This window comes from Streptococcus sp. ELY_125, assembly GCF_058314535.1.
The window spans coordinates 1-22956 of record NZ_JBZFUM010000014.1 but is presented as its reverse complement, the minus strand read 5'-3'; the positions used below and the strand labels follow the sequence as shown (position 1 = coordinate 22956).

18 protein-coding genes are annotated in these 22956 nt (G+C 41.1%); 16 read left to right on the top strand and 2 right to left on the bottom strand.

Features of this window, described 5'->3' with window-relative positions; translation table 11 throughout:
- Positions 1-205: 205 nt before the first annotated feature.
- Both rpsT and coaA read right to left on the bottom strand, forming a co-directional pair.
- Positions 206-439 (bottom strand): 30S ribosomal protein S20, encoded by a 234-nt coding sequence (rpsT, locus tag AC4HAL_RS06760; protein WP_447452244.1) that lies wholly within the window; start codon positions 437-439, stop codon positions 206-208.
- A gap of 68 nt (positions 440-507) precedes the next feature.
- The gene (gene coaA, locus AC4HAL_RS06755; protein ID WP_491093547.1) at positions 508-1428 is read right to left on the bottom strand and encodes a type I pantothenate kinase; all 921 of its coding nucleotides are present in this window, start codon (positions 1426-1428) and stop codon (positions 508-510) included.
- Between the two features lie 40 nt (positions 1429-1468).
- On the opposite strand from coaA, the gene AC4HAL_RS06750 reads away from it, so the two are divergent.
- The 16 genes from AC4HAL_RS06750 to nox all read left to right on the top strand — a co-directional run bounded on the left by AC4HAL_RS06750 (position 1469) and on the right by nox (position 22636).
- Positions 1469-1603 (top strand): hypothetical protein, encoded by a 135-nt coding sequence (locus AC4HAL_RS06750; protein ID WP_491093546.1) that lies wholly within the window; start codon positions 1469-1471, stop codon positions 1601-1603.
- Positions 1604-1838: 235 nt separating this feature from the next.
- Positions 1839-2438 (top strand): class I SAM-dependent methyltransferase, encoded by a 600-nt coding sequence (locus AC4HAL_RS06745; protein ID WP_491093545.1) that lies wholly within the window; start codon positions 1839-1841, stop codon positions 2436-2438.
- On the top strand, positions 2425-3702 hold the full coding sequence (locus AC4HAL_RS06740) for a pyrimidine-nucleoside phosphorylase (protein WP_491093544.1): 1278 nt from the start codon (positions 2425-2427) through the stop codon (positions 3700-3702). The genes AC4HAL_RS06745 and AC4HAL_RS06740 overlap by 14 nt, the downstream gene beginning before the upstream one ends.
- A 9-nt stretch (positions 3703-3711) precedes the next feature.
- A complete protein-coding gene (gene deoC / locus AC4HAL_RS06735) occupies positions 3712-4374 on the top strand; it encodes a deoxyribose-phosphate aldolase (protein WP_491093543.1) in 663 nt (220 codons plus the stop codon).
- A complete protein-coding gene (locus AC4HAL_RS06730; RefSeq protein WP_447452249.1) occupies positions 4364-4750 on the top strand; it encodes a cytidine deaminase in 387 nt (128 codons plus the stop codon). The genes deoC and AC4HAL_RS06730 overlap by 11 nt, the downstream gene beginning before the upstream one ends.
- Before the next feature lie 89 nt (positions 4751-4839).
- The gene (locus AC4HAL_RS06725; RefSeq protein WP_447452343.1) at positions 4840-5892 is read left to right on the top strand and encodes a BMP family lipoprotein; all 1053 of its coding nucleotides are present in this window, start codon (positions 4840-4842) and stop codon (positions 5890-5892) included.
- 511 nt (positions 5893-6403) lie between these two features.
- Entirely contained in the window at positions 6404-7939 is a 1536-nt protein-coding gene (locus AC4HAL_RS06720) for an ABC transporter ATP-binding protein (RefSeq protein ID WP_491093542.1), read from the top strand.
- Positions 7932-8990 (top strand): ABC transporter permease, encoded by a 1059-nt coding sequence (locus tag AC4HAL_RS06715; RefSeq protein ID WP_491093541.1) that lies wholly within the window; start codon positions 7932-7934, stop codon positions 8988-8990. The genes AC4HAL_RS06720 and AC4HAL_RS06715 overlap by 8 nt, the downstream gene beginning before the upstream one ends.
- Before the next feature lies 1 nt (position 8991).
- A complete protein-coding gene (locus tag AC4HAL_RS06710; RefSeq protein WP_491093540.1) occupies positions 8992-9948 on the top strand; it encodes an ABC transporter permease in 957 nt (318 codons plus the stop codon).
- A 130-nt stretch (positions 9949-10078) separates the two neighbouring features.
- The gene (gene pulA / locus AC4HAL_RS06705; protein ID WP_491093539.1) at positions 10079-12268 is read left to right on the top strand and encodes a type I pullulanase; all 2190 of its coding nucleotides are present in this window, start codon (positions 10079-10081) and stop codon (positions 12266-12268) included.
- Between the two features lie 163 nt (positions 12269-12431).
- Complete coding sequence (gene glgB / locus AC4HAL_RS06700) at positions 12432-14300, top strand: 1,4-alpha-glucan branching protein GlgB (protein ID WP_491093538.1); 1869 nt, start codon at positions 12432-12434, stop codon at positions 14298-14300.
- 484 nt (positions 14301-14784) lie between these two features.
- A complete protein-coding gene (locus tag AC4HAL_RS06695) occupies positions 14785-15924 on the top strand; it encodes a glucose-1-phosphate adenylyltransferase (protein ID WP_447452255.1) in 1140 nt (379 codons plus the stop codon).
- Entirely contained in the window at positions 15914-17047 is a 1134-nt protein-coding gene (glgD, locus tag AC4HAL_RS06690) for a glucose-1-phosphate adenylyltransferase subunit GlgD (protein WP_447452256.1), read from the top strand. Before AC4HAL_RS06695 ends, glgD begins: the two co-directional genes overlap by 11 nt.
- Entirely contained in the window at positions 17044-18477 is a 1434-nt protein-coding gene (gene glgA / locus AC4HAL_RS06685; RefSeq protein WP_491093537.1) for a glycogen synthase GlgA, read from the top strand. The genes glgD and glgA overlap by 4 nt, the downstream gene beginning before the upstream one ends.
- 44 nt (positions 18478-18521) lie before the next feature.
- Positions 18522-20918 carry a glycogen/starch/alpha-glucan phosphorylase gene (locus AC4HAL_RS06680; RefSeq protein ID WP_491093536.1) on the top strand — a complete coding sequence of 799 codons (2397 nt, stop codon included), beginning with the start codon at positions 18522-18524 and terminating at the stop codon, positions 20916-20918.
- Between the two features lie 350 nt (positions 20919-21268).
- Positions 21269-22636, top strand: coding sequence for a H2O-forming NADH oxidase (nox, locus tag AC4HAL_RS06675; RefSeq protein WP_491093535.1), 1368 nt, complete (start codon positions 21269-21271; stop codon positions 22634-22636).
- Positions 22637-22956: the final 320 nt, after the last annotated feature.

Below are 22956 nucleotides of genomic sequence, written 5' to 3'. Positions count from 1 at the left end.
TCGGTAACTAAAAAGATAGGACCAGATCGGTTCTATCTTTTTTGGTATTTAAAGTAGTAAAAGTTCTTTTTTGAAGCTGGGGGAAGTTCCTAAATCTAGATTTTTTCATACTCTAAAGGGCTCTGTAACTTCCAGTGGGTATGGATTTACTACTTACAAAATTACAGAAGTCCACAAAAAAACCTCCAAAAGGAGGTGAATTCTATTAACCAAGTTTAGCTGCAAGACGAGCTTTATCACGGCTAGCTTTGTTTTTGTGAATCAGTCCCTTTGAAGCGGCTTTATCGATGCTTGAAGAAGCAGCGCGGAAAAGTTCTTCGGTTGGGTTTGCTTCAAATGCCTTGACAGCAGTGCGCAAAGCTGATTTTTGAGCTGAGTTTTGTGCGTTTTGTTTAACGTTTTTTTCAGCACGCTTGATAGCTGATTTAATATTTGCCAACGTTTTTCACCTCCAATTTTACTAACCATTCCATTATATAGAAATTTCAAGGGTTTGACAAGCCCTAATCATTTTTTCAGGTAAATTTTGTCAATCTTATGGCTTTGTGATTTATGCAATATCAGTTCGGCACGGTTTCGAGTAGGTTCAATATAATTTTTTAAATTAAGAAGATTAATAGTCTTCCAAATGTTTTTGGCGACCTTTAAGGCTTCTTCAAAGCTAACTTTAGTCAAGGAGTGATAGTAATTGCGCTCGTCTTTTTTAGCCAGACGCAGGAGTGCTTGGAAGCGTTCCAAGTACCAAGTTTCAATCTGGGCAACCTCAGCGTCAATATAGATAGAAAAATCGTAGTAATCATTCATATAGAGGCGATGATTCTGCTGATTTTGGAAGACATTGATTCCTTCGACAATAAGAAAGTCAGGCGCTGATATGGTTTGCTTTTGATCAGGAATAATATCGTAGATTTCATGAGAGTAGACTGGAATAGCCATCTCCTGACCGTTTTTCATACTGTCTAAAAAATTTATCAGCAGTTCCATATTGTAACTTTCGGGAAAGCCTTTTTTGTCTAACAGGTTTCGCTCGACTAAGGTTTTATTGGGGTAGAGAAAACCATCTGTCGTCACCATCTCGACTTGACTGTCGCGAAAGGTTCTGGCCAGTAGGAGCTGAAGCAGGCGGCTAGTTGTTGATTTGCCGACGGCAACTGAGCCAGAGATCCCGATAATGAAGGGTCTTTTTTTAGGGTGTTTTTGCAAAAAGATTCCCTTGGCAAAGCTGAGATTTTCTTGAGCATTCTTATAGATTTGAATGAGGCTGACCAAGGGCAGGTAAACATCGATAACATCTTGAATATCAATATTATCATTGAGACTTTTGATAGAATCTAATTCTTTTTGAGTTAATGGCGGTTGCCCGGAGTGACGTAACTGCTGCCAAGTTTGCCGATCGATAGCTTCAAAATTAATAAATTCATGAGACATAGGTCTATTGTAGCACAAAATATGATAAAATGAGGTAGCTGTGCAGGCAGAAAAAAAACAAAAAGAAGACAAGAGTGAAAAAACGTTAGACATTAAAAAGCAGTCTTCTAGAGAATTTTTAATCGCTGACGAACTTCCATTTGAAACTTGGCGTTGGACCCATTTTTGTTTCTGATTTTTGAAAAAGACATCTCGTCAGTCTCTCTAGATGCCTGGACCATTGACCGGGGCAAGCCACCACTGTATTACATATTATGGCTAGTTTATATGAAGAGATTGAAAATTTATGGGGGTGGGACAAACAGCCGCGATGATTAGTCCCATCAGGTGGCCCCAGCTTCTGATAAGGGGGGTGTGGCCTTAAAAAAGTCTGTCTACTGTAAAAAATATTGAAAGGAAAATGAGCCATTATGGCAAAGATGTATTATGCTGCTAATCCCGATGCTGATCATGACATTCATGATTTAAGGGTTCAACTGTTAGGGGAGGATTTGCATTTTTACACCGATGCAGGGGTATTTGCTAAAAAGATGGTTGACTATGGTAGCCAACTGCTCTTAAATCAGCTGAATTTCGAGGCTGGCAAAACAGTGTTAGATGTTGGCTGCGGTTACGGTCCTCTGGGAATTGCCCTAGCTAAGGCGCAGGGGGTTAGAATGACTATGGTGGATGTTAATCATCGTGCCCTTGACTTAGCACGTCGTAATGCTGAACGCAATGGTATTTCAGCGACTATTTTTGCATCATCGACCTACAAGCAGGTTGAAGGAAGCTTTGATTATATTATCAGCAATCCTCCTATCAGGGCAGGTAAACAGGTGGTCCATGCCATCCTTGAAGGAGCTTATGACCATATTAATGAGGGAGGCAGTCTAACGATTGTCATCCAGAAAAAACAGGGAGCACCAAGTGCAAAGGCTAAAATGTTGGATGTTTTTGGCAATGTCGCTATCCTAAAAAAAGATAAAGGGTACTATATCTTAAGGAGTAAAAAAGATGAGAGCAGTTGATTTAATTCAGAAAAAACGAGATGGTTACGAATTAACCACTCAGGAGATCAGATGGCTTATCAATGGTTATGTAGCAGGTGATGTGCCTGATTATCAGATGTCAGCTTTTGCCATGGCGACTTATTTTAAGGGCATGACTATGCGGGAGACTCGCGACTTAACAATGGCAATGGTTGAGTCGGGAGATCAGCTAGACTTATCAGCTATTGCTGGTATCAAGGTGGATAAACATTCGACCGGAGGTGTCGGTGACAAGGTGACCTTGATTTTAGCTCCTTTAGTAGCGAGTTTTGGTATTCCTGTGGCTAAGATGAGTGGCCGTGGTTTGGGCCATACGGGTGGTACCTTGGATAAATTGGAATCCATTAAAGGTTATCAGATTGAGGTAACGCAGGCTGATTTTATTAGACAGGTACAAGACAAGGGCCTTGCTGTCATTGGCCAATCAGAGAATATGGTAAAGGCAGATAAGCTGCTTTATGCACTGCGTGATGTTACTGCAACGGTTGATATTATGCCCCTTATTGCTAGCTCAGTTATGTCCAAAAAAATTGCAGCAGGGGCTGATGCTATTTTGCTAGATGTTACGGTCGGTAATGGCGCTTTTATGAAGAATTTAGATGATGCTCAAGCGCTTTCTGAGACCATGGTTAAGCTTGGCAGAGAAGTTGGACGCCAAACTGTAGCAGCAGTAACAGATATGAGTCAGCCTTTAGGGCAGGCCATTGGCAATCGTTTGGAGGTGCTAGAGGCAGTTGCTATCATGCAGGGTCAGGGGCGGACTGACATTACAAACTTTATTTGTCAGTTGGCGCAGCTGATGTTAAAACTAGGAGGAACAGACATTGATTTAGTAGAAATTAAAAACCACTTGACCAATGGTTCGGCTCTGCAGAAATTTGAAGATTTAGTAGCCGCTCAAGGGGGAGAGGTTTCTGATATTTATCGTCCTGTTAAAACAGAGTACATCTATGAGGTAAGAGCGGATAAGGCTGGTTATATTAGTGCTTTACCAGCGCTGTACTTTGGGCATTTCGCTATGGAACTGGGAGCTGGACGCTCCGTAAAAACCGATCAATTAGACTATGATGCTGGTATTATGTTCGAGAAAAAAGTTGGAGATGCGGTTTTTTCTGGTGACTTGTTAGCAAAAATTTACTCCAATCGAAAAATTCCTCAAAAAAAGATTACAGAATTTGTAAAAAATGTTACAATAAGTGACGAAAAGACTGCCACACAAGAGATATTAACCATTATTGATTAGGAGAGTGCTGTGTCTATTAATAAATATATTGATCATACCTTATTGAAACCTGAGGCTACTAGAGAACAAATTGATGCTATTTTGGCAGAGGCTAAGGAGTACGATTTTGCCAGTGTCTGTGTCAATCCTACCTGGGTTACTCATGCAGCGGCAGCTTTAAAAGACTCCGACGTCAAGGTTTGTACCGTTATTGGTTTTCCTCTAGGCGCTAATACTTCTGCGGTCAAAGTTTTTGAAACTAAGGATGCTATTGCTAATGGCGCAGATGAAGTGGATATGGTTATTAATATTGGTGAGCTAAAATCAGGGAATACTGCTGCTGTTGAAGCGGATATTCGTGCTGTCGTTGAAGCGAGTGGGGACAAGTTAGTCAAGGTTATCATTGAGACTTGCTTATTGACAGATGCGCAAAAGGTTAAAGCCTGTCAATTAGCTGTTTCAGCCGGTGCTGATTATGTCAAAACCTCAACAGGCTTCTCGACAGGGGGGGCTACGGTTCCTGATGTAGCATTGATGCGTCAAACCGTTGGACCTACCGTGGGCGTCAAAGCTTCCGGCGGTGCTCGTTCTTATGAGGATGCTCAGGCTTTTATTGATGCAGGTGCAACTCGGATTGGAGCCTCAGCAGGTGTAGCTATTGTTAATGGAGAAGTAGCTGATCATGACTATTGATTTAGTCCAGTTGGCTAAGGAGGCCAGTCAGTATTCCTATACGCCTTATTCGCATTTTCCAGTAGGAGCAGCCCTTTTAACAAAATCGGGACAGATCTTTCAAGGATGCAATATTGAAAATGCCAGTTTTGGTTTAACTAATTGTGCTGAGCGTACTGCCATTTTTAAAGCGATATCAGAAGGATACTCGGATTTTGCAAAGATTGCCGTTTACGGTTATACTAAGGAGCCAATCTCGCCCTGCGGTGCCTGCCGGCAGGTTATGGTAGAATTTTTTGATTTAGACTGCCAGGTAACCTTGGTTGCTAAGGATGGTGCGACAGTCGAGATGACAGTCGGTGAGTTATTGCCATACTCATTTCGGGACTTCGATTAAGTCCAGCTTATTTTGGATTAGACCCTAAGGGTTTAAGATATACTTGCAACCTAGTTGCGACTTTTTAGAGGAGGAGTTCATTTATGAAGATGAACAAAAAAATTATTGGTCTCGGTTTGGCTGCTGTAGCTGTATTTACACTTGCAGCTTGTAGTCGTTCGTCCCAGTCGGGCTCAGATAGTTCTGTTAAGGCTGCTATCGTAACCGATACAGGTGGTGTCGATGACAAGTCCTTTAACCAATCTGCTTGGGAAGGTTTGCAAGCTTGGGCTAAGGAAAACAAGCTGAAGAAGGATACAGATTATACGTATTTCCAATCAGATGATGAATCACAGTATGCGACAAATCTGGATTCGGCTGTAAGTAAGGGCTATAACCTTATCTTTGGTATCGGCTATAACTTGCACGATGCTGTTAGTGAAGCGGCTGAATCTAACTCTGATACTAATTATGTTATCATTGATGACGTTATTAAAGATCAGGATAACGTAGCCAGTGTCCTCTTTGCAGACAATGAAGGAGCTTATTTAGCAGGTATCGCGGCAGCTATGCAGTCTAAGACAGGAAAAGTCGGATTTGTTGGTGGTGTTGAGTCAGATACCATTACACGCTTTGAAACAGGTTTCAAAGCAGGTGTTGCTTCTGTTGATAAGAATATTGAAGTTGAAACCCAATATGTTGGTAACTACAATGATTCAGCTAAAGGACAAACGATTGCCGCTTCTATGTACTCTGGCGGTGTTGATGTGATTTACCATGCTGCTGGTGGTTCTGGTAAGGGAGTCTTTTCACAAGCCAAGGAAATTAACGAAGGCTTGGATTCTAACAGCGATGAAAAGGTTTGGGCTATCGGTGTTGACCGTGACCAATCCGAAGAAGGAAACTATACAGCTAGTGATGGTAAAAAGTCAAACTTCATTCTAACTTCAACAATCAAGGAAGTGGGAACAGTTGTTAAAGATATTTCCAATGATCAATTAGATGGTAAGAAGTTTGAAGCTAAAACAACAACCTACGGTCTGAAAGATAAGGGTGTTGATATTGTGACCAAGAATTTACCAGATGATATCAAGAAGGCAGTCGATCAAGCCAAGAAAGATATTATTGATGGCAAAACAAAAGTTGATGATGGTGTGAAATAAACCAGCCTAAATGGTATAATAATTTCTAGAGGGCGACCTTAACGGTCGCTTTTTAAGAGACTGAGATAAGAGATTTCAAAACTTAACTAGGTTTGCTGTTTTATGGCTATGCAGCAGCTGAGTAGACAATCTGAATCCTTCATTGAGATGTTGTGTTGATTGTCGTGGACAAACTTCTCTTTTAAACTGTTCGATCTGCAGAAGTTTTTAATATTACCTTGCTGGGATTCGGGCAGTCTATTCTCAGGAATTTGGATCACAAACTGTGCAAGCAAAGATACGTTTTTCTAGAACTTTTAGTAATTTTTCGTCAAATTCTCTATTTTTGTTTTGCCGATTGAAAGTCTTCATATCTTAATAAAGGAGAAGGGGCTAGCAAAAACTCGTCTACTATTCCTGTTTTAGAATGGACTCTTGGCACCGTGGCTGGAAGCAAGACTTGTTAGCTTGGCCAAGAAGTCTTACCCCTCTCTCTTCACTGTCCTAAATCTGTTATTTGAAAGGAAACACTATGGCACAGGAAACTGTCATTGAAATGCGCAATATCACTAAAAAGTTTGGTGACTTTGTTGCTAACGATCATATCAATTTAGATGTCAAAACTGGTGAAATCCACGCCTTACTTGGTGAGAATGGAGCCGGAAAGTCGACCCTAATGAATATGCTGTCAGGCTTATTGGAACCAACAGAAGGAGAGATCCTTCTAAAAGGGAAAACGGTCAAATTGGACTCTCCTTCTAAGTCTGCTAGTTTAGGAATCGGGATGGTTCACCAGCATTTTATGCTGGTAGAGGCCTTTACAGTGGCTGAAAATATCATTCTCGGCAGTGAAGTTACCAAGGGGCCTTTTCTTGATTTAAAGAAAGCGACAGCAGACATTAAAGCGCTGTCTGAGAAATATGGTTTGGCAGTTGATCCAGAAGCCAAGGTTGCCGATATTTCGGTCGGTGCACAACAGCGGGTAGAAATTTTAAAAACCCTCTATCGTGGGGCAGACATACTGATTTTTGATGAACCAACAGCTGTTTTGACACCAGCGGAAATTGCGGAGTTGTTAGACATTATGCGCAATCTTGTCAAAGAAGGTAAATCTATTATTCTGATTACTCATAAACTTGATGAAATTAGGGCAGTGGCTGACCGAGTAACCGTTATTCGTCGAGGTCAATCGATAGAGACTGTTCCTGTAGCTGGAGCCAGCAGTCAGCAGCTAGCTGAAATGATGGTAGGCCGCGCTGTTTCCTTTAAGACTGACAAGGTTGCTTCTAATCCTCAAAATACTGTTTTAGCTATCGAAAACTTAGTTGTTGATGAAAATCGTGGGGTTCCTGCTGTTAAAGGACTATCGCTGAATGTTCGCGGTGGTGAAATTGTAGGAATTGCTGGTATTGATGGCAATGGGCAAACTGAGCTTATTCAGGCTATTACTGGCCTACGGAAGGTCAAATCGGGATCAATTAAAATTAAAGACCAAGAGATTACCCAGCTGTCGCCTCGACATATTACGGAGATGAGTGTCGGTCATATTCCTGAAGATCGGCACCGTGATGGCATGGTTTTGGAGATGACCTTGGCTGAAAACATGGCTCTGCAGACCTATTATAAGGAACCGTTTAGCCACCACGGTATTTTAGACTACAACTTTATCAATAAAAATGCTAAGCGCTTGATGGACGAGTTTGACGTTAGGGCAGCAAATGAGCAAGTACCTGCAGGATCTCTGTCAGGCGGTAACCAGCAGAAGGCCGTTATTGCGCGTGAAGTTGACCGGGATCCGGACCTTTTGATTGTCAGTCAGCCAACACGCGGCTTAGATGTCGGTGCTATCGAGTATATCCGGCAGCGGCTGGTAGCTGAACGTGATAAAGGAAAGGCTGTCTTGGTAGTCAGCTTTGAGTTGGATGAAATTCTTGATTTATCTGACCGTATTGCTGTTATCCACGACGGTAAAATTCAAGGAATATTAGCCCCTGAAAAGACGGATAAACAGGAATTGGGTGTTTTGATGGCAGGTGGAGAATTTACGAAGGAGGGCGTACATGTCTAAGAAAACGCAGAGCTGGGCTGTACCACTGATTGCTGTTCTATTAGGACTGCTGGCTGGTGCTGTTCTCATGTTAATTTTTGGCTACAATCCCTATTGGGCTTATAATGATCTATTTTATTCAGCTTTTGGCTCCATCAAAAATATTGGTGAAATCTTACGGGCTATGGGACCGCTGATTCTGATTGGTTTGGGCTTTGCTGTGTCTTCTAAAGCAGGATTTTTTAATGTTGGTCTGCCTGGACAGGCGCTAGCTGGTTGGGTTATGGCCGGTTGGTTTGCCCTTTCTTTTCCAGATTTACCCAAACCTATTTCTATCGTTTGTACGATTATTATTGGTTTAATTGCTGGAGGTATTATCGGTGCTGTTCCTGGGATTTTACGTGCCTACCTAGGTACCAGTGAAGTCATCGTAACAATTATGATGAACTATATTGTATTGTATGTTACAAAGGCTCTGATTTTAAATGTCTTCTCAAACGATCTGATGCGTACAACAACTGCTAGCATTAAGGTATCCGATTCGGCTTCTTATCAGACCGGTTTCTTATCTGCTCTGACAAATCATTCGCGTTTTAATCTTGGCTTTATTTTTGCTTTAATTGCAGTTGCGCTCATCTGGTTCCTCCTAAAGAAAACACGGACTGGTTATGAGATTACAGCTGTCGGTCTCAACCCAAATGCAGCTGAATATGCTGGCATGTCGTCTAAGCAGGTTATTGTTTGGTCAATGATTATTTCAGGTGCTTTAGCCGGTCTTGGTGGTACCGTAGATGGTCTTGGAACTTATGAAAATGTTTATGTTCAGACCAGCTCATTGCAAATTGGCTGGGATGGGATGGCAGTAGCTCTATTAGCCTCTAACAGCCCCGTCGGCATTCCTTTCGCAGCGCTTCTGTTTGGTGCTTTGTCTGTTGGTAAGACAGGGATGGTTGGCGTGCCTTCTGAAGTTATTGACGTTGTTTCGGCTCTGATCATCTTTTTTGTCGGTAGTAACTATATTATTCGACATTATGTTAAGCCCCGTAAAAAAGTAAAAGAAGGAGGTCAGTAAAATGGGATTTTTAGCAGTAATCGTCCTCTTAGTGTCGTCAACACTTAGATATTCAACGCCTCTGATTTTTACAAGTATTGGGGGAACCTTTTCAGAGCGCAGTGGAATTGTCAATGTTGGACTTGAAGGCATTATGGTTATCGGTGCTTTTTCAGGGGTTGTCTTTAACCTAGCCTATGCTGACAGCCTTGGAAAAGCGACACCTTGGGTTGCCTGTCTGATCGCTGGTTTAGTGGGCATTGTTTACTCACTCATTCATGCTGTGGCAACAGTTAACTTCCGAGCAGACCATGTTGTCTCTGGTACGGTGCTCAACCTCATAGCCCCTGCTTTGGCCGTTTTCTTATGTCGTGTTTTATATAGCAAGGGTGAAACGGATACTATCAGTCAATCTTTTGGGCGTTTCTCCTTTCCGCTCTTACAGGATATTCCTGTGATTGGCCCCATCTTCTTTAGAAATACGTCTTTAATTGGTTATGTAGCTATTTTGGTAGCTTTTATATCTTATATTCTTATTTTTAAAACTCGATTTGGGCTGCGTTTGCGATCTGTTGGCGAACACCCGCAGGCAGCTGATACATTAGGCGTTAATGTTTATCTGATGCGCTATGCTGGTGTCATGTTATCCGGTTTCTTAGGTGGTATCGGTGGTGCGGTCTATTCTCAGGCTATTTCTAATAGTTTTTCTGTAACGACAATTGCAGGCCCTGGCTTTATTGCTCTGGCAGCGATGATCTTTGGCCGTTGGAATCCTATTGGCGCTATGCTTTCTAGTCTCTTCTTTGGTTTATCTCAATCTTTAGCTATTATTGGCCACAAGATTCCGGGGTTGGCGCACATCCCGTCAGTTTATTTAGAAATTGCTCCTTATGTTATGACTATTCTTGTTTTAGCTGTTTTCTTTGGTAGAGCAGTAGCACCTAAGGCAGACGGTATCAACTATATTAAAACCAAATAAATCTATTTATAAGGCTGGATACTGTAGGTTTCCAGCCTTTCTTCTATCTATTAAGAATTAACTGTGATAAAATAGCAGTGAGTGAGATAATATAGAACAGGTATTTATAAAAAATTGGGAGTGTTGAAATATGTTGGCGAATCAATTAACTGTACATTTTCACAGTCGTCGGAAAGATTATAGTGATTATAGTATGTGGAAATGGCTGGACGGCTACTGGGGAGAGGATGCGTATTTCGATGGGCAAGATGATTTTGGCTTAATCGGTAGGATCAGTTATCCTTTTGAGCGCTTTGCCAATCCAGTCCATCTGCTTGTCAAAACAGCAGATTGGTCTTTTCAGACTTGTGATTATGATGTTCGTCGCTTTTCTGGAGATGCGCCTAACAGTATTTGGTTAGTTGAAGGGGATCCGCAGGTGTACTATTCGAAGCAAGTTGCCTTAACCAGCCCCTTCTATACTGGTCAGGACAACCGCGCTTTTGATATGGGAATCAGAGCTAATGATTTTGATTATCAGTGGGCTTACCAAGGCTGGTTGGGTTTTCGTTACCAAGAGGATCAAACGACATTTAAACTGTGGTCTCCCTTGGCTGACCATATCTACCTTCTCCTCTATCCAGAAGATGGCGGAGCTGTCCGTATCCTTCCTATGGAGCGGGGACATAAGATCAACACGGACCATCATGAACTCAATACCAGAGGAGTATGGTCTATCAGTGTAGATGGGAATCTTAAGAATTGGTCTTACCAGTATCGTATTTATCATGAAAAAGACTTTTATCAAGATACTAGGGACCCTTATAGCATCGCTTTGAGTCTTGATAATAGGCGCTCTTTAATTGTTGCGAAGGAGGATTTACAACCTCAAGGTTTTACGACCAAACACGGTAAGGAAGCGACGTGGCGGACGGAAAACGTTTGTTCCGCTGTTATTAGTGAGCTACACCTGCGCGATTTTACTATTGATGAGTCATCAGGTATTGCCGATGAGTTTAGAGGAACTTTCTTGGGGGCTTGTCAATCTGGTAGCCGAAACCCTTCCGGTTTAACAACGGCTTTTGATCATATTAAGGCTATGGGGTATTCCTATGTCCAGTTGCAGCCAGTTTTTGATCACCATAAGAGTTATGATCTTGATGGGCAGCTGAATTATAACTGGGGGTACGATCCTGAGAACTACAATGTTCCCGATCGCCAATTTGCAGCAAATCAAGAGAATCCTAGAGCTCCGATTCTGGAGTTTAAACAAATGATTCAAGCTTATCATGATGCTGGTATTGGTGTTATCATGGATGTTGTCTATAATCACACCTACTCATCTTATAATTCTCCCTTTCAACTCTCTTGTCCCTACTATTATTACCGTATGCGCTCCGATGGTTCTTTTCAAGATGGGTCTGGCTGCGGTAATGAAACCGCTAGCGAAAAAGAGATGTTTCGCAAGTATATGCTAGACTCTGTCCGATACTGGGCTGAAGAATACAATATCGATGGATTTCGGTTTGATTTAATGGGACTGCACGATGTCACTACGATGAATATGGTTCGAGATCTTTTGGATGGAATTGATTCACGTATCCTGCTTTACGGTGAAGGATGGGATATGGGAGAAGGCTTGGCGCCTAAACAAAGAGCAGCCAAAATCAATGCTGACCAGATGCCTCGTATCGCCTTTTTCAATGATAATGCGCGTGATGCTGTCAAGGGTTCAGAGGTCTACGGTGAGCTTAAAGCTGGTTTTGTCTCTGGAGCTCCAATGGAATGGGAAGTTTCTCAAGCGCTGATAGGCAGTCAGTCTTTTGCGCCTTACAGCAGTCCCAGGCAGGTTCTGAACTACGTGGAAGTTCATGATAACTACAATCTTAACGACCTCTTGACCATTTTTCACCCTAATGACAGTCTAGATGATCGTAAAGAACGGGTTTATTTAGCTAATGCTCTTAACTTACTCATGCAGGGAATCAGTTTTATGCAGTTAGGTCAGGAGTTCATGCGCAGTAAGCTTCATCCGACAGGTGCAGCTGGTGAGATGATATCTGAAGATTTACAAAGAGCCAGCAATAGTTACAACGCAGGAGATGCGGTCAATGCTATTGATTGGAATTTAGTCACCCAACATCAGAGTTTGTTGCAAGCTATTAAGAAACTGATAGCTATGAAAAAAGACGGACGTGAATTTTCAATGCTTACTTTTGATGATATAAAGGCGAATATTCGTATAAAAAGAAACGATTATAATTCGGGTATTGTTCATATAAGTTTGGACAAAACCAATTTAATTTTTAATAACCGTGAAAAAAGCTTAAAAATAACCTGACAAACACTTTATAATATGTTATTATGATAGTGATAAATAAAGCGTTAACATTTCTAATGTTTGACTGGGTCATTGACAATTTAAGCAGCCTCGCCTAAGGGGTTGCTTTTTGTTTTTCTAGAAAAAGGGTTCTCTGATCAGATTAAGAAAAGGTGGTGGTTAGATGGATAAAGAATTAGAACTTTATACCTTCGGGACTGGTGAAAATTTTCATGTCCAAGATTATTTAGGTGTTCATAAGGAAGGTGAGCAGTATAGTTTTCGGGTTTGGGCTCCACATGCTGAGCACGTTCAGGTGATTGGCGATTTTACAGGTTGGTTTGACCATCCTCTGGATATGACATTGAATCACGCGGGAGTCTGGGAGGTTAGGACTGACCTTGCTCAGGAAGGTCAAATTTATAAGTACTTGGTGACACGCCGCGGTGGTCAAGTCGTTGAAAAAATTGATCCTTGTGCTCTCTATTTAGAAGAGAGGCCCGGAACAGGAGCGGTTGTCAAAACTTTTGAAAATAGGAAATGGAAAGATGGCCTTTGGATGGGACGCCGGAAGCGATTTGGCTTTAAGGAGCGTCCAGTTAATATTTATGAAGTTCATTCCAGTTCTTGGAAACTGGGCTCTGACGGTAAGCTCTTGACATTTAAAGATTTAACGAAAGAGCTAATTCCTTATCTGGTTGAGATGCATTATACACATGTAGAGTTTATGCCCCTTATGGCTCACCCTCTAGGGATGTCGTGGGGTTACCAGCTGATGGGATATTTTGCCTTTGAGCATACTTATGGTGAGCCTGAGGAATTCCAAGAGTTTGTCGAAACTTGTCACTTAAATAACATTGGAGTCATTGTTGACTGGGTTCCTGGGCATTTCACCCAGAATGATGATGCCTTAGCTTACTATGATGGGACACCTACCTTTGAATATGCAGATAGCGACCGTGCCCACAATAGGCGCTGGGGTGCATTGAACTTTGATCTCGGTAAAAATCAGGTCCAGTCCTTCATGGTATCCAGTGCTCTGTATTGGATTGAGCAATATCATATTGATGGTTTACGGGTTGATGCTGTCAGCAACATGCTTTACCGTGATTATGATGATGGGCCATGGACTCCTAATGTCTTTGGGGGAAACCGTAATTTGGAAGGTTTCAATTTCCTACAAAAGCTTAATGGCGTGATTCATTATCATCATCCAGATGTCATGATGATAGCTGAAGAATCCACGGCAGGAACACCAATCACGGCACCGATTGAGTCTGGGGGATTGTCTTTTGACTATAAGTGGAATATGGGCTGGATGAATGATACACTTAAATTTTTTGAAGAGGATCCTATTTATCGCCAGTACGATTTCAATCTCCTGACTTTTAGCTTTATGTATGCTTTTTCGGAAAGCTTTATTTTACCTTTCTCGCACGACGAGGTTGTCCATGGGAAGAAGAGTCTCATGCATAAGATGTGGGGGGATCGCTACAATCAGTTTGCTGGTCTGCGTTGTTTGTACGCTTATCAGATGTGCCACCCCGGTAAGAAATTACTCTTTATGGGATCTGAGTTTGGCCAATTTTTGGAGTGGAAGTATGATTATCAACTGGAATGGGCTAATCTAGAGGATAAGCTTAACACTCAGATGCAACATTATACTGCTCACCTCAATCAATTTTATAAGGAGAACAAACCTCTGTGGCAGATTGATGATTCCTACGACGGCATTGAGATTATTGATGCGGATAACGCTGCTGAGTCTGTTTTATCTTTTGTCAGACGCGATAAAAAGGGGAACCTTCTGGTTTGTGTCTTTAACATGGCTCCAATTGAACGCAAAGAATTCACAATTGGTGTGCCAGTTGCAGGACTCTACGAGGAAGTTTTAAACACCGAGCTTGAAGAATTTGGGGGTGTATGGAAGGAATCTAATCCAGACTCTAAAACTCAAGCAGGCTTATGGAAGGACTATCAGCAGACTTTGACCTTTACCATGCCAGCTATGGGAGCCAGTATCTGGAAAGTTAAGCGTCGTTTGAAAAAATAGCAATGGGAAACGTCTAAGGGGAGTTGCTTGATTTACCTTTGGTGGTGACCGTTTCCAGAAAGGCGCTGGTCTGAAATAGAGAAACTGAAATGAAGCGCAGTAATACGGCTTTGTCTGCGGTGGTCTTTACATTTTAATGGCTAAGAATATCCTTGATTTTCTAAAGTTTATTGGGCTGTTGAAGTTTGTCTTTTCAACTAAGAATCAAGGAGTGATAAGAGTAGGGGAGGAAATACTCAATTTTTTACTTAGGATTGTTACTTTTCTTCCTTTTCCCTTGAAGTGTCTAAAAGATTGTATCATAATAACTGAATTATTTACGACTCTAAGAAATAAGAGACATGACTGTGTTGGTGCTTTAGCTCCTACAGATATGGTATTTCTGGAATATTTCAATTTGCTGCTTGAGCATCTTCGCTATGATCCTTATTTCTCGCTAAGTTATTTAAAATGAATTTGTATCTTATGGAAGGAGATAGAATAGATGAAAAATGAAATGCTAGCGTTGATTTTGGCTGGAGGTCAAGGAACGCGTTTGGGGAAATTAACCCAAAGTATTGCGAAACCTGCTGTGCAGTTTGGAGGGCGTTACCGTATTATTGACTTTGCCTTATCCAACTGCGCTAACTCTGGTATTAATAACGTTGGGGTTATCACTCAGTACCAACCCTTGGCTTTAAACAGTCATATTGGAAATGGCTCTGCTTGGGGATTAGATGGTATTGACAGTGGTGCTACGATTTTGCAACCTTACTCGGCCACAGAAGGTAACCGCTGGTTCCAAGGAACTAGCCATGCTATTTATCAAAATATTGATTATATTGATAGTATGAATCCTGAATATGTCCTGATTTTATCAGGGGATCATATCTACAAGATGGACTATGATGACATGCTTCAGACACATAAAGATAATATGGCTAGTCTGACAGTAGCGGTTATTGATGTTCCACTCAAAGAAGCCAGTCGTTTTGGTATCATGAATACAGATTCTAACGATCGCATTGTAGAATTTGAAGAAAAACCAGAGAATCCTAAATCTACTAAGGCTTCCATGGGAATCTATATCTTTGATTGGCAAAAGCTCAGAGCTATGCTTTTGGAAGCTGAGAAAAATAATATTGATATGTCTGACTTTGGTAAGAATGTTATCCCAGCTTATCTCGAGCAAGGGGAACCTGTCTATACCTATAATTTTGCAGGCTATTGGAAAGATGTTGGGACGATTGAATCCCTCTGGGAAGCTAATATGGAATATATTGGTGAGGACAATGCTCTTCATAGCCGCGATCGCAATTGGAAAATTTATTCTAAAAATGTGATTGCGCCACCTAACTTTATTACAGATGAGGCGCAGGTTTCTGATTCGCTAATTGTGGATGGCTGTTTTGTATCTGGTAAAGTTGAACACTCTATTTTATCAACCAGTGTTAAAGTAGAAGAGGGCGTGGAAATCAAGGACAGCTTTATCATGAGTGGTGCGACCATCAAAAAGGGAGCTAAGATCTATCGAGCTATTGTTGGCGAAGGCGCTGTGGTCGGTGAAGGTGTTGAAATTGATGGTACAGACGAAGTGCAAGTTGTAGGCTATAATGAAGTAGTGGGGGTTTCAAATGAAGATTGATAAGTATTCTGCTATTCTAGGTAACGCAGTTGGCTACCATGATATGGGGAAATTAACAGAAAAGCGTCCTTTGGCGAGTCTTCCCTTTGATGGGAAATATCGTTTGTTGGACTTTCAGCTGTCTAGTTTAGCTAATGCTGGTATTCGCAGCGTATACGGAATTTTCCGCGGTCAAAATATTCGTTCGGTTTTTGATCACATTCGCTCAGGGCGAGAATGGGGGCTCAATACGCTGTTAAGCCATTATTTCCTAGGCTTTTACGAGAATGATGATCAGACCCATATCACAGATTCCGATTATTACAGCCAAATTTTGACTTATCTTAAACGAGCTAATACAGATCAGACCGTTTATATGTCTAGTGATATTCTCTGTAATATCAATTTACAGCAGGTTATCCACTTGCATAATGTCAATAGTCAAAGTATGACGGTTGTCTATAAGAAAGTTCCAAGAGAACATATATCTGAGGCTAATGAAGTTTTGAGTATTGATGAGACAGACCATGTTGTCGGTAAACTAGATCCTAAAACGACGCAAGAACCAGTACCGATGTCAGCGGATATTTTCATCGTCAATACGCCTTGGTTAATTGAACGACTTGAAGAAGAATCTAAAAAGGAAAATCCACGAAAGATACGCTACTTGTTACGTGATCTTTTGGTAGAGTCTGGCGCTTTAGCCTTCGAGCATACGGGTTACCTCTCTAATATCTGTTCGGTTAAGTCCTATTATGATGCTAATATGGATATGCTGGATTCGCAGAAATTTTATGCACTCTTTTATGGTAACCAAAAGGTTTATACTAAGGTGAAAAATGAGGAATCTTCTTACTTTGCATCAGGCTCAGATGTTAAGCGTTCACAGTTTGCCTCTGGTTCAATTATTAAAGGGACTGTACATCACTCAATTGTCTCGCGTTCTTGCCGTGTTGAAGAGGGAGCGCAGGTCAGTGATTCTGTTATTTTCCCCAAAGTCTCTGTTGGTGCTGGTGCGGTTATCGATCATGTTATTGTGGACAAGGGGATCAGTATCCCTGCTGGTGTGACCCTGCGAGGAACAGTTGAGAATCCCTTGGTGATTGGTAAGGGTCAAGAAATTACTGGAGATATTATTCAATGAAAATCATGTTTGTAGCAGCAGAAGGGGCACCTTTTGCAAAAGCCGGTGGTTTGGGTGATGTCATTGGCGCATTGCCCAAGTCTCTTTTTAAAAAGGGACATCAAGTAGCTGTCGTCCTCCCCTACTACGATGTTATTGATGCTAAGTTTGGTCAAGAAGTAGAAAATGTCATGTACTATTTCACTAATGTTGGCTGGCGTCATCAGTATGTTGGTGTCAAGAGTTTAGTAAAAGATGGGGTAACATTTTATTTTTTAGATAATCAATCCTACTTTTTCCGCGGTCATATTTATGGCGATTGGGATGATGGTGAACGCTTTGCTTTCTTCCAGCTAGCAGCCCTTGAGTTGATGGAAAAGATTGATTTTATTCCAGACGTTCTACATGTTAATGACTACCATACCGCTATGATTCCTTTCTTACTTAAGGAAAAGTATCATTGGATTGAGGCTTATCGCTCTATTAAGACGGTTTTCACGATTCATAATATTGAGTTCCAAGGCCAATTTGATGCCAGCATGTTGGGGGATTTATTCGGTGTCGGCGGTGAACGTTATGCCGATGGAACACTTAGGTGGAATGACAGTTTAAACTGGATGAAGGCGGCGGTGCTTTATGCGGATCGTGTGACTACAGTTTCTCCATCCTACGCCCAAGAGATTATGACTCCTGAATTTGGTAAGGGACTGGATCAGATTATGCGGATGGAATCTGGTAAGCTGTCTGGAATAGTCAATGGTATTGATACTGATCTTTTCAATCCGGAAACGGATAGCTATCTAAAGGCACCGTTTTCAATTGACAACCTATCTGGAAAAGCTGTTAATAAGGCGAAGTTACAAGAAGATTTAGGACTGCCGGTTGAGGCAGATACACCCCTAATTGGTATTGTTTCGCGCTTGACCGATCAAAAGGGCTTCTCCTTAGTTGTCAGTGAATTGCAGCATATTTTACAGTTTGATTTGCAGGTCGTTGTTTTAGGAACGGGATATTCGGATTATGAGAATGCTTTTGCTTGGTTTGCCAGTCAATACCCAGATAAGCTATCTGCCAATATCACCTTTGATCTTGGGTTAGCGCAACAAATTTATGGCGCTAGCGATATATTCCTAATGCCGTCAGCCTTTGAACCGTGCGGTCTGTCGCAGATGATGGCGATGCGTTACGGTACTCTGCCACTTGTTCATGAAGTAGGTGGGCTTAAAGATACAGTTATTCCTTATGATGAGCGTGATCAATCAGGAACTGGTTTTTCTTTCCATGGCTTTTCAGGTTATCTTATGACCAATACATTAAAATATGCTTTGGACGTTTATCATAATCGTCCAGATGACTGGAAACTTTTGCAACACCAAGCTATGTCGCAAGACTTTTCGTGGGATACCGCCAGCCAAGCCTATGACCATTTATACCAAAATATGGTCAATTAATTATTTGTTGGTAGTATGCACTTAGATAAGAAGGTAGAAGAAGCATGACACTTACTAAAGAGCAATTTATCCGTGATTTTAAAGATACCCTGCATGAAGAACAACTGATCAAAGTTCCTGATGCAACAGCCAAAGAATTATTTGCGACCTTGGCAAAGGTTATTCGCAAGTATTATACGCCTTTGTGGCTGGAGCGAAATCGTAAACTCACCGCTGATAAGGAAAAAATTGCTTATTATTTTTCTATTGAATTTTTACCCGGCCGTATGTTGGAGACGAATCTTTTAAATCTTGGAATTTTGGATATCGTTAAAGAGGGGTTTGCGGAATTAGGTATTGATTTTGACCATATCAAGAATGCCGAGCACGATATGGCTCTGGGAAATGGCGGTTTAGGTCGGCTAGCGGCTGCTTTTATGGATTCACTAGCTACCACGGGCTATCCTGGATTTGGTAATGGTTTGCGTTATCGCTATGGTCTTTTCAAACAAAAGATTATTGATGGTCATCAGATGGAATTGCCTGATGATTGGTTCGGTACACTGGGAAATGTTTGGGAAGTTCGGAAGGATCATGATGCCGTAGATGTTCGCCTATTTGGTGATGTTTTCTTGGAGCAAAATGAGGACGGCCACCTTGTTCCTACTTATCATAATAGTCAGGTTCTGCGTGCTGTGCCGTATGATGTTCCGCAGATTGGTTTTCAAAATGATATCGTCAATAATTTGCGCCTTTGGGATGTCGAGATTCCAGAAGATCAAGAAGTGAATTATCCGACTTTGGCTTCTAGACGTGCTGTCAACGATATTACAGCTATCCTCTATCCAGATGATTCAACTTTAGAAGGCAAACAGTTGCGTTTGATTCAGGAATATTTCATGACCAGTGCCGGCCTGCAAACTATTATCAAGCATTATCTTAAACAAGGAAATCCACTGGAAGCTATACATGAAAAGGTTTCAGTCCATATCAATGATACGCATCCGGCAGTAGCACCAGCTGAGTTTATGCGCCTTTTGGTTGACGATTATGGACTGTCTTGGGATATTGCTTGGCAGGCGACTGTTAAAACTATGAGTTATACTAACCATACGATTTTATCAGAAGCCTTGGAAAAATGGGATGCAGAGCTCTTCAAGAAGGTTCTTCCGCGTGTATATCAGATTATTCTTGAGATTGATAACCGCTTTGTCGCCAACCTTGGTAAAGCCGGGTACGATGCTAGTGTCGTTAATAATACCCGTATAGTTAGAGATGACCAGATTCATATGGCAAATCTCGCTATTATTGGTGGACATTCTGTTAATGGTGTTGCCAAACTTCATACAGAATTATTGAAAGAAGACACTCTGCGCAGTTTTTATAAATTGTATCCGGAAAAATTTAATAATAAAACTAACGGCATTGTTCCTCGCCGTTGGACGCAGATTGCTGCTCCCGAGTTAGCTGGTGCAATTGATCAAGTTATTGGTACTGGCTGGCGCAAGGATATCCATGAATTGGAAGGATTAGCGACCTACCTAGATGATCAAGAAGTGTTAGATACTTTTTATCGGGTTAAAAAGGATTCTAAGGAACGTTTAGCTTCCTATATTAAAGAAACAACAGGAATTGAGGTTTCAACGGATGCGATCTTTGATGTTCAGGTCAAGCGCCTCCATGCTTATAAACGTCAGCTCTTGAACGTTCTTCATATTATTAAGCTTTACTGGGATTTGAAGGACAATCCTGATAAAGACATGGTACCGCGTGTTTTCATCTTTGGCGCCAAAGCGGCACCCGGTTACCATTTTGCCAAATCGGTTATCAAAATTATCAATGAGTTGGCCCGACTGATCAACTATGATGAAAGTCTGCAAGGAAAGTTAAAGGTTTTCTTCTTGGAAAATTATAATGTTAGTCTGGCCGAGCTTATTATTCCAGCCGCAGATGTTTCGGAACAAATTTCATTAGCTTCTAAGGAGGCCTCGGGAACTTCTAATATGAAATTTATGATGACAGGAGCTGTTACCCTAGCTACACTTGATGGCGCTAATATTGAGATTAAAGATGAAGTGGGAGATGATAATATTGTCATCTTTGGTATGGATAAAGATGCTGTCTATGCTCATTATCAGTCTAATGACTATCATTCACGGGATCTTTATGAAAATGACCCCATCATCCATAGGGTCGTTGACAGCTTCGTTAATGGAACCATTCCGAATATTCAAAGTGAGGGAGTGGAAATCTATGAAGCTCTAATCCAGCACAATGATGAATATTTTCTGTTAGAGGATTTTCATGCTTACGTTGACGCTCAGGCAAAAATTGATCGTCTTTATCGCGCTAAAGAAAATTGGGCTCGTATCAGCTTGACTAATATCGCAAAGTCACACCGCTTTACTTCTGACGATACGATTAGCCAATATGCCAAGGAAATTTGGGAATTAAGAAAATGAGTTGTTTCTGCTGATAAGGCTTATGGGCAGACTATGAGACTTAGCGCAGAAGAAGTGAGTAGCTTTTATCTTAATGGTTTTTCCAACTTTTATATTTGAATGGTAATCTACTAAATCTAAACCCTCATTGCTTATTTTCTGGATATTGGTAATAGAGCCAGTCTTTTGAGACTGGCTTTTATGTATCTTGCAAAGCAAATAAGTAATAGGTAGAAAAAGTATACCTCAATTTTTCAGCAATACCATTAAAATTTTCTTTGAGATTTCTGGAAACTATGAGCATAATTCTTGTAATCGTTTTCATATCATGGTAAACTCAAAAAGTAAATTAATAGAAAGTTGGAAAACTTATGTCAAAAATTGTTGTTGTCGGGACTAACCATGCTGGTACGGCCGCTATCAAGACGATTTTAAATAATTATGGTAGTGAGCATGAGGTAGTAACCTTCGACCAAAATTCAAATATATCCTTTTTGGGTTGTGGCATGGCTCTGTGGATTGGTAATCAAATCTCTAATGGAGACGGTCTTTTCTATTCCGATAAGGAAGAGTTAGAAGGCCTGGGTGCCAAGGTCTACATGAATTCACCGGTGATTCATATCGATTACGACAAAAAGGAAGTGACAGCCTTAGTCAATGGTAATAACCATGTTGAATCTTATGATAAATTGATTTTAGCAACAGGTTCTCAGCCTATTTTGCCACCGATCAAGGGAGCGGCTATCAAAGAAGGTTCCAAAGAGTTTGAAGCAACTTTGAAAAATCTCCAATTTGTTAAACTCTATCAGAACGCCCAAGATGTTATTGAAAAACTGAAGGACAAGGATATTAATCGTGTAGCAGTTGTCGGAGCAGGCTATATTGGCGTAGAATTAGCGGAAGCCTTTCAGCGTAAAGGCAAAGAAGTCGTGCTTATTGATGTAGCCGATACTTGTATGGCAGGTTATTATGATAAAGACTTGACAGATAAGATGGCGCAAAATTTAGAGGAGCACGGTATAAAATTGGCTTTCGGTCAGACCGTTAAGGAAATTACCGGGCAAGATAGGGTTGAAAAGATTATTACGGATAAAGCAGAGTTTGATGTAGATATGGTTATTCTAGCTGTGGGATTCCGCCCTAATACTTCACTTGGTCAGGGCAAATTAGAGACCTTCCGCAACGGTGCCTGGATTGTTAATAAGAAGCAAGAAACAAGCGTGAAAGATGTTTATGCTATTGGTGACTGTGCGACAATTTATGATAATGCAACGGGGGACACAAACTATATCGCTCTGGCATCGAACGCTTTGCGGACTGGCATTGTTGCAGCTCATAATGCTGCTGGGCATGAATTGGAAGGCATTGGTGTTCAAGGTTCCAATGGCATTTCTATCTATGGTTTCAATATGGTATCAACCGGTCTGACTTTGGAAAAGGCTGAGAAACTTGGCTTTAATGCAGCTGCAACTGAAGTCACTGATTTACAAAAGCCTGAGTTCATCGAAGATGACAATAATCCAGTGACCCTTAAAATTATTTATGATAAGGATAATCGCCGCGTATTGGGAGCCCAGATAGCTTCTAAGGAAAATATTTCTATGGGAATTCATATGTTTTCTCTGGCAATTCAAGAGGGAGTCACAGTGGATCAACTAGCTTTGACTGATATTTTCTTCCTTCCGCATTTTAATAAGCCTTATAACTATATTACAATGGCTGCTTTGGATGCAAAATAAGTTGATTTGAATCGTTAGTGAAGAAGAGGAGAAGAGGAGGGATATTGGTACTCTTCTCTTTTTATCTTGAGCAACAGAATTTGCTTTCTTGCTTTCTTGTTTTCATGTTTTCAAGCTCGTGAAAAAACGCTCCACTGGAGCTGACTCGCTTTCCTTATTTTTAAGCTCGTGAAAAAAACGCTCCATCGGAGCGTCTCAGACTGAAGACAAAGCTCTTGGAATTACATTTCTAAGAGCTTTTTGCTCTGTTTAGGAGTATACTAAAAGAAAACAGTTTGTGAGGTAAGGCCATGTTTCACAAAGAAAAGCCAGATTATAAC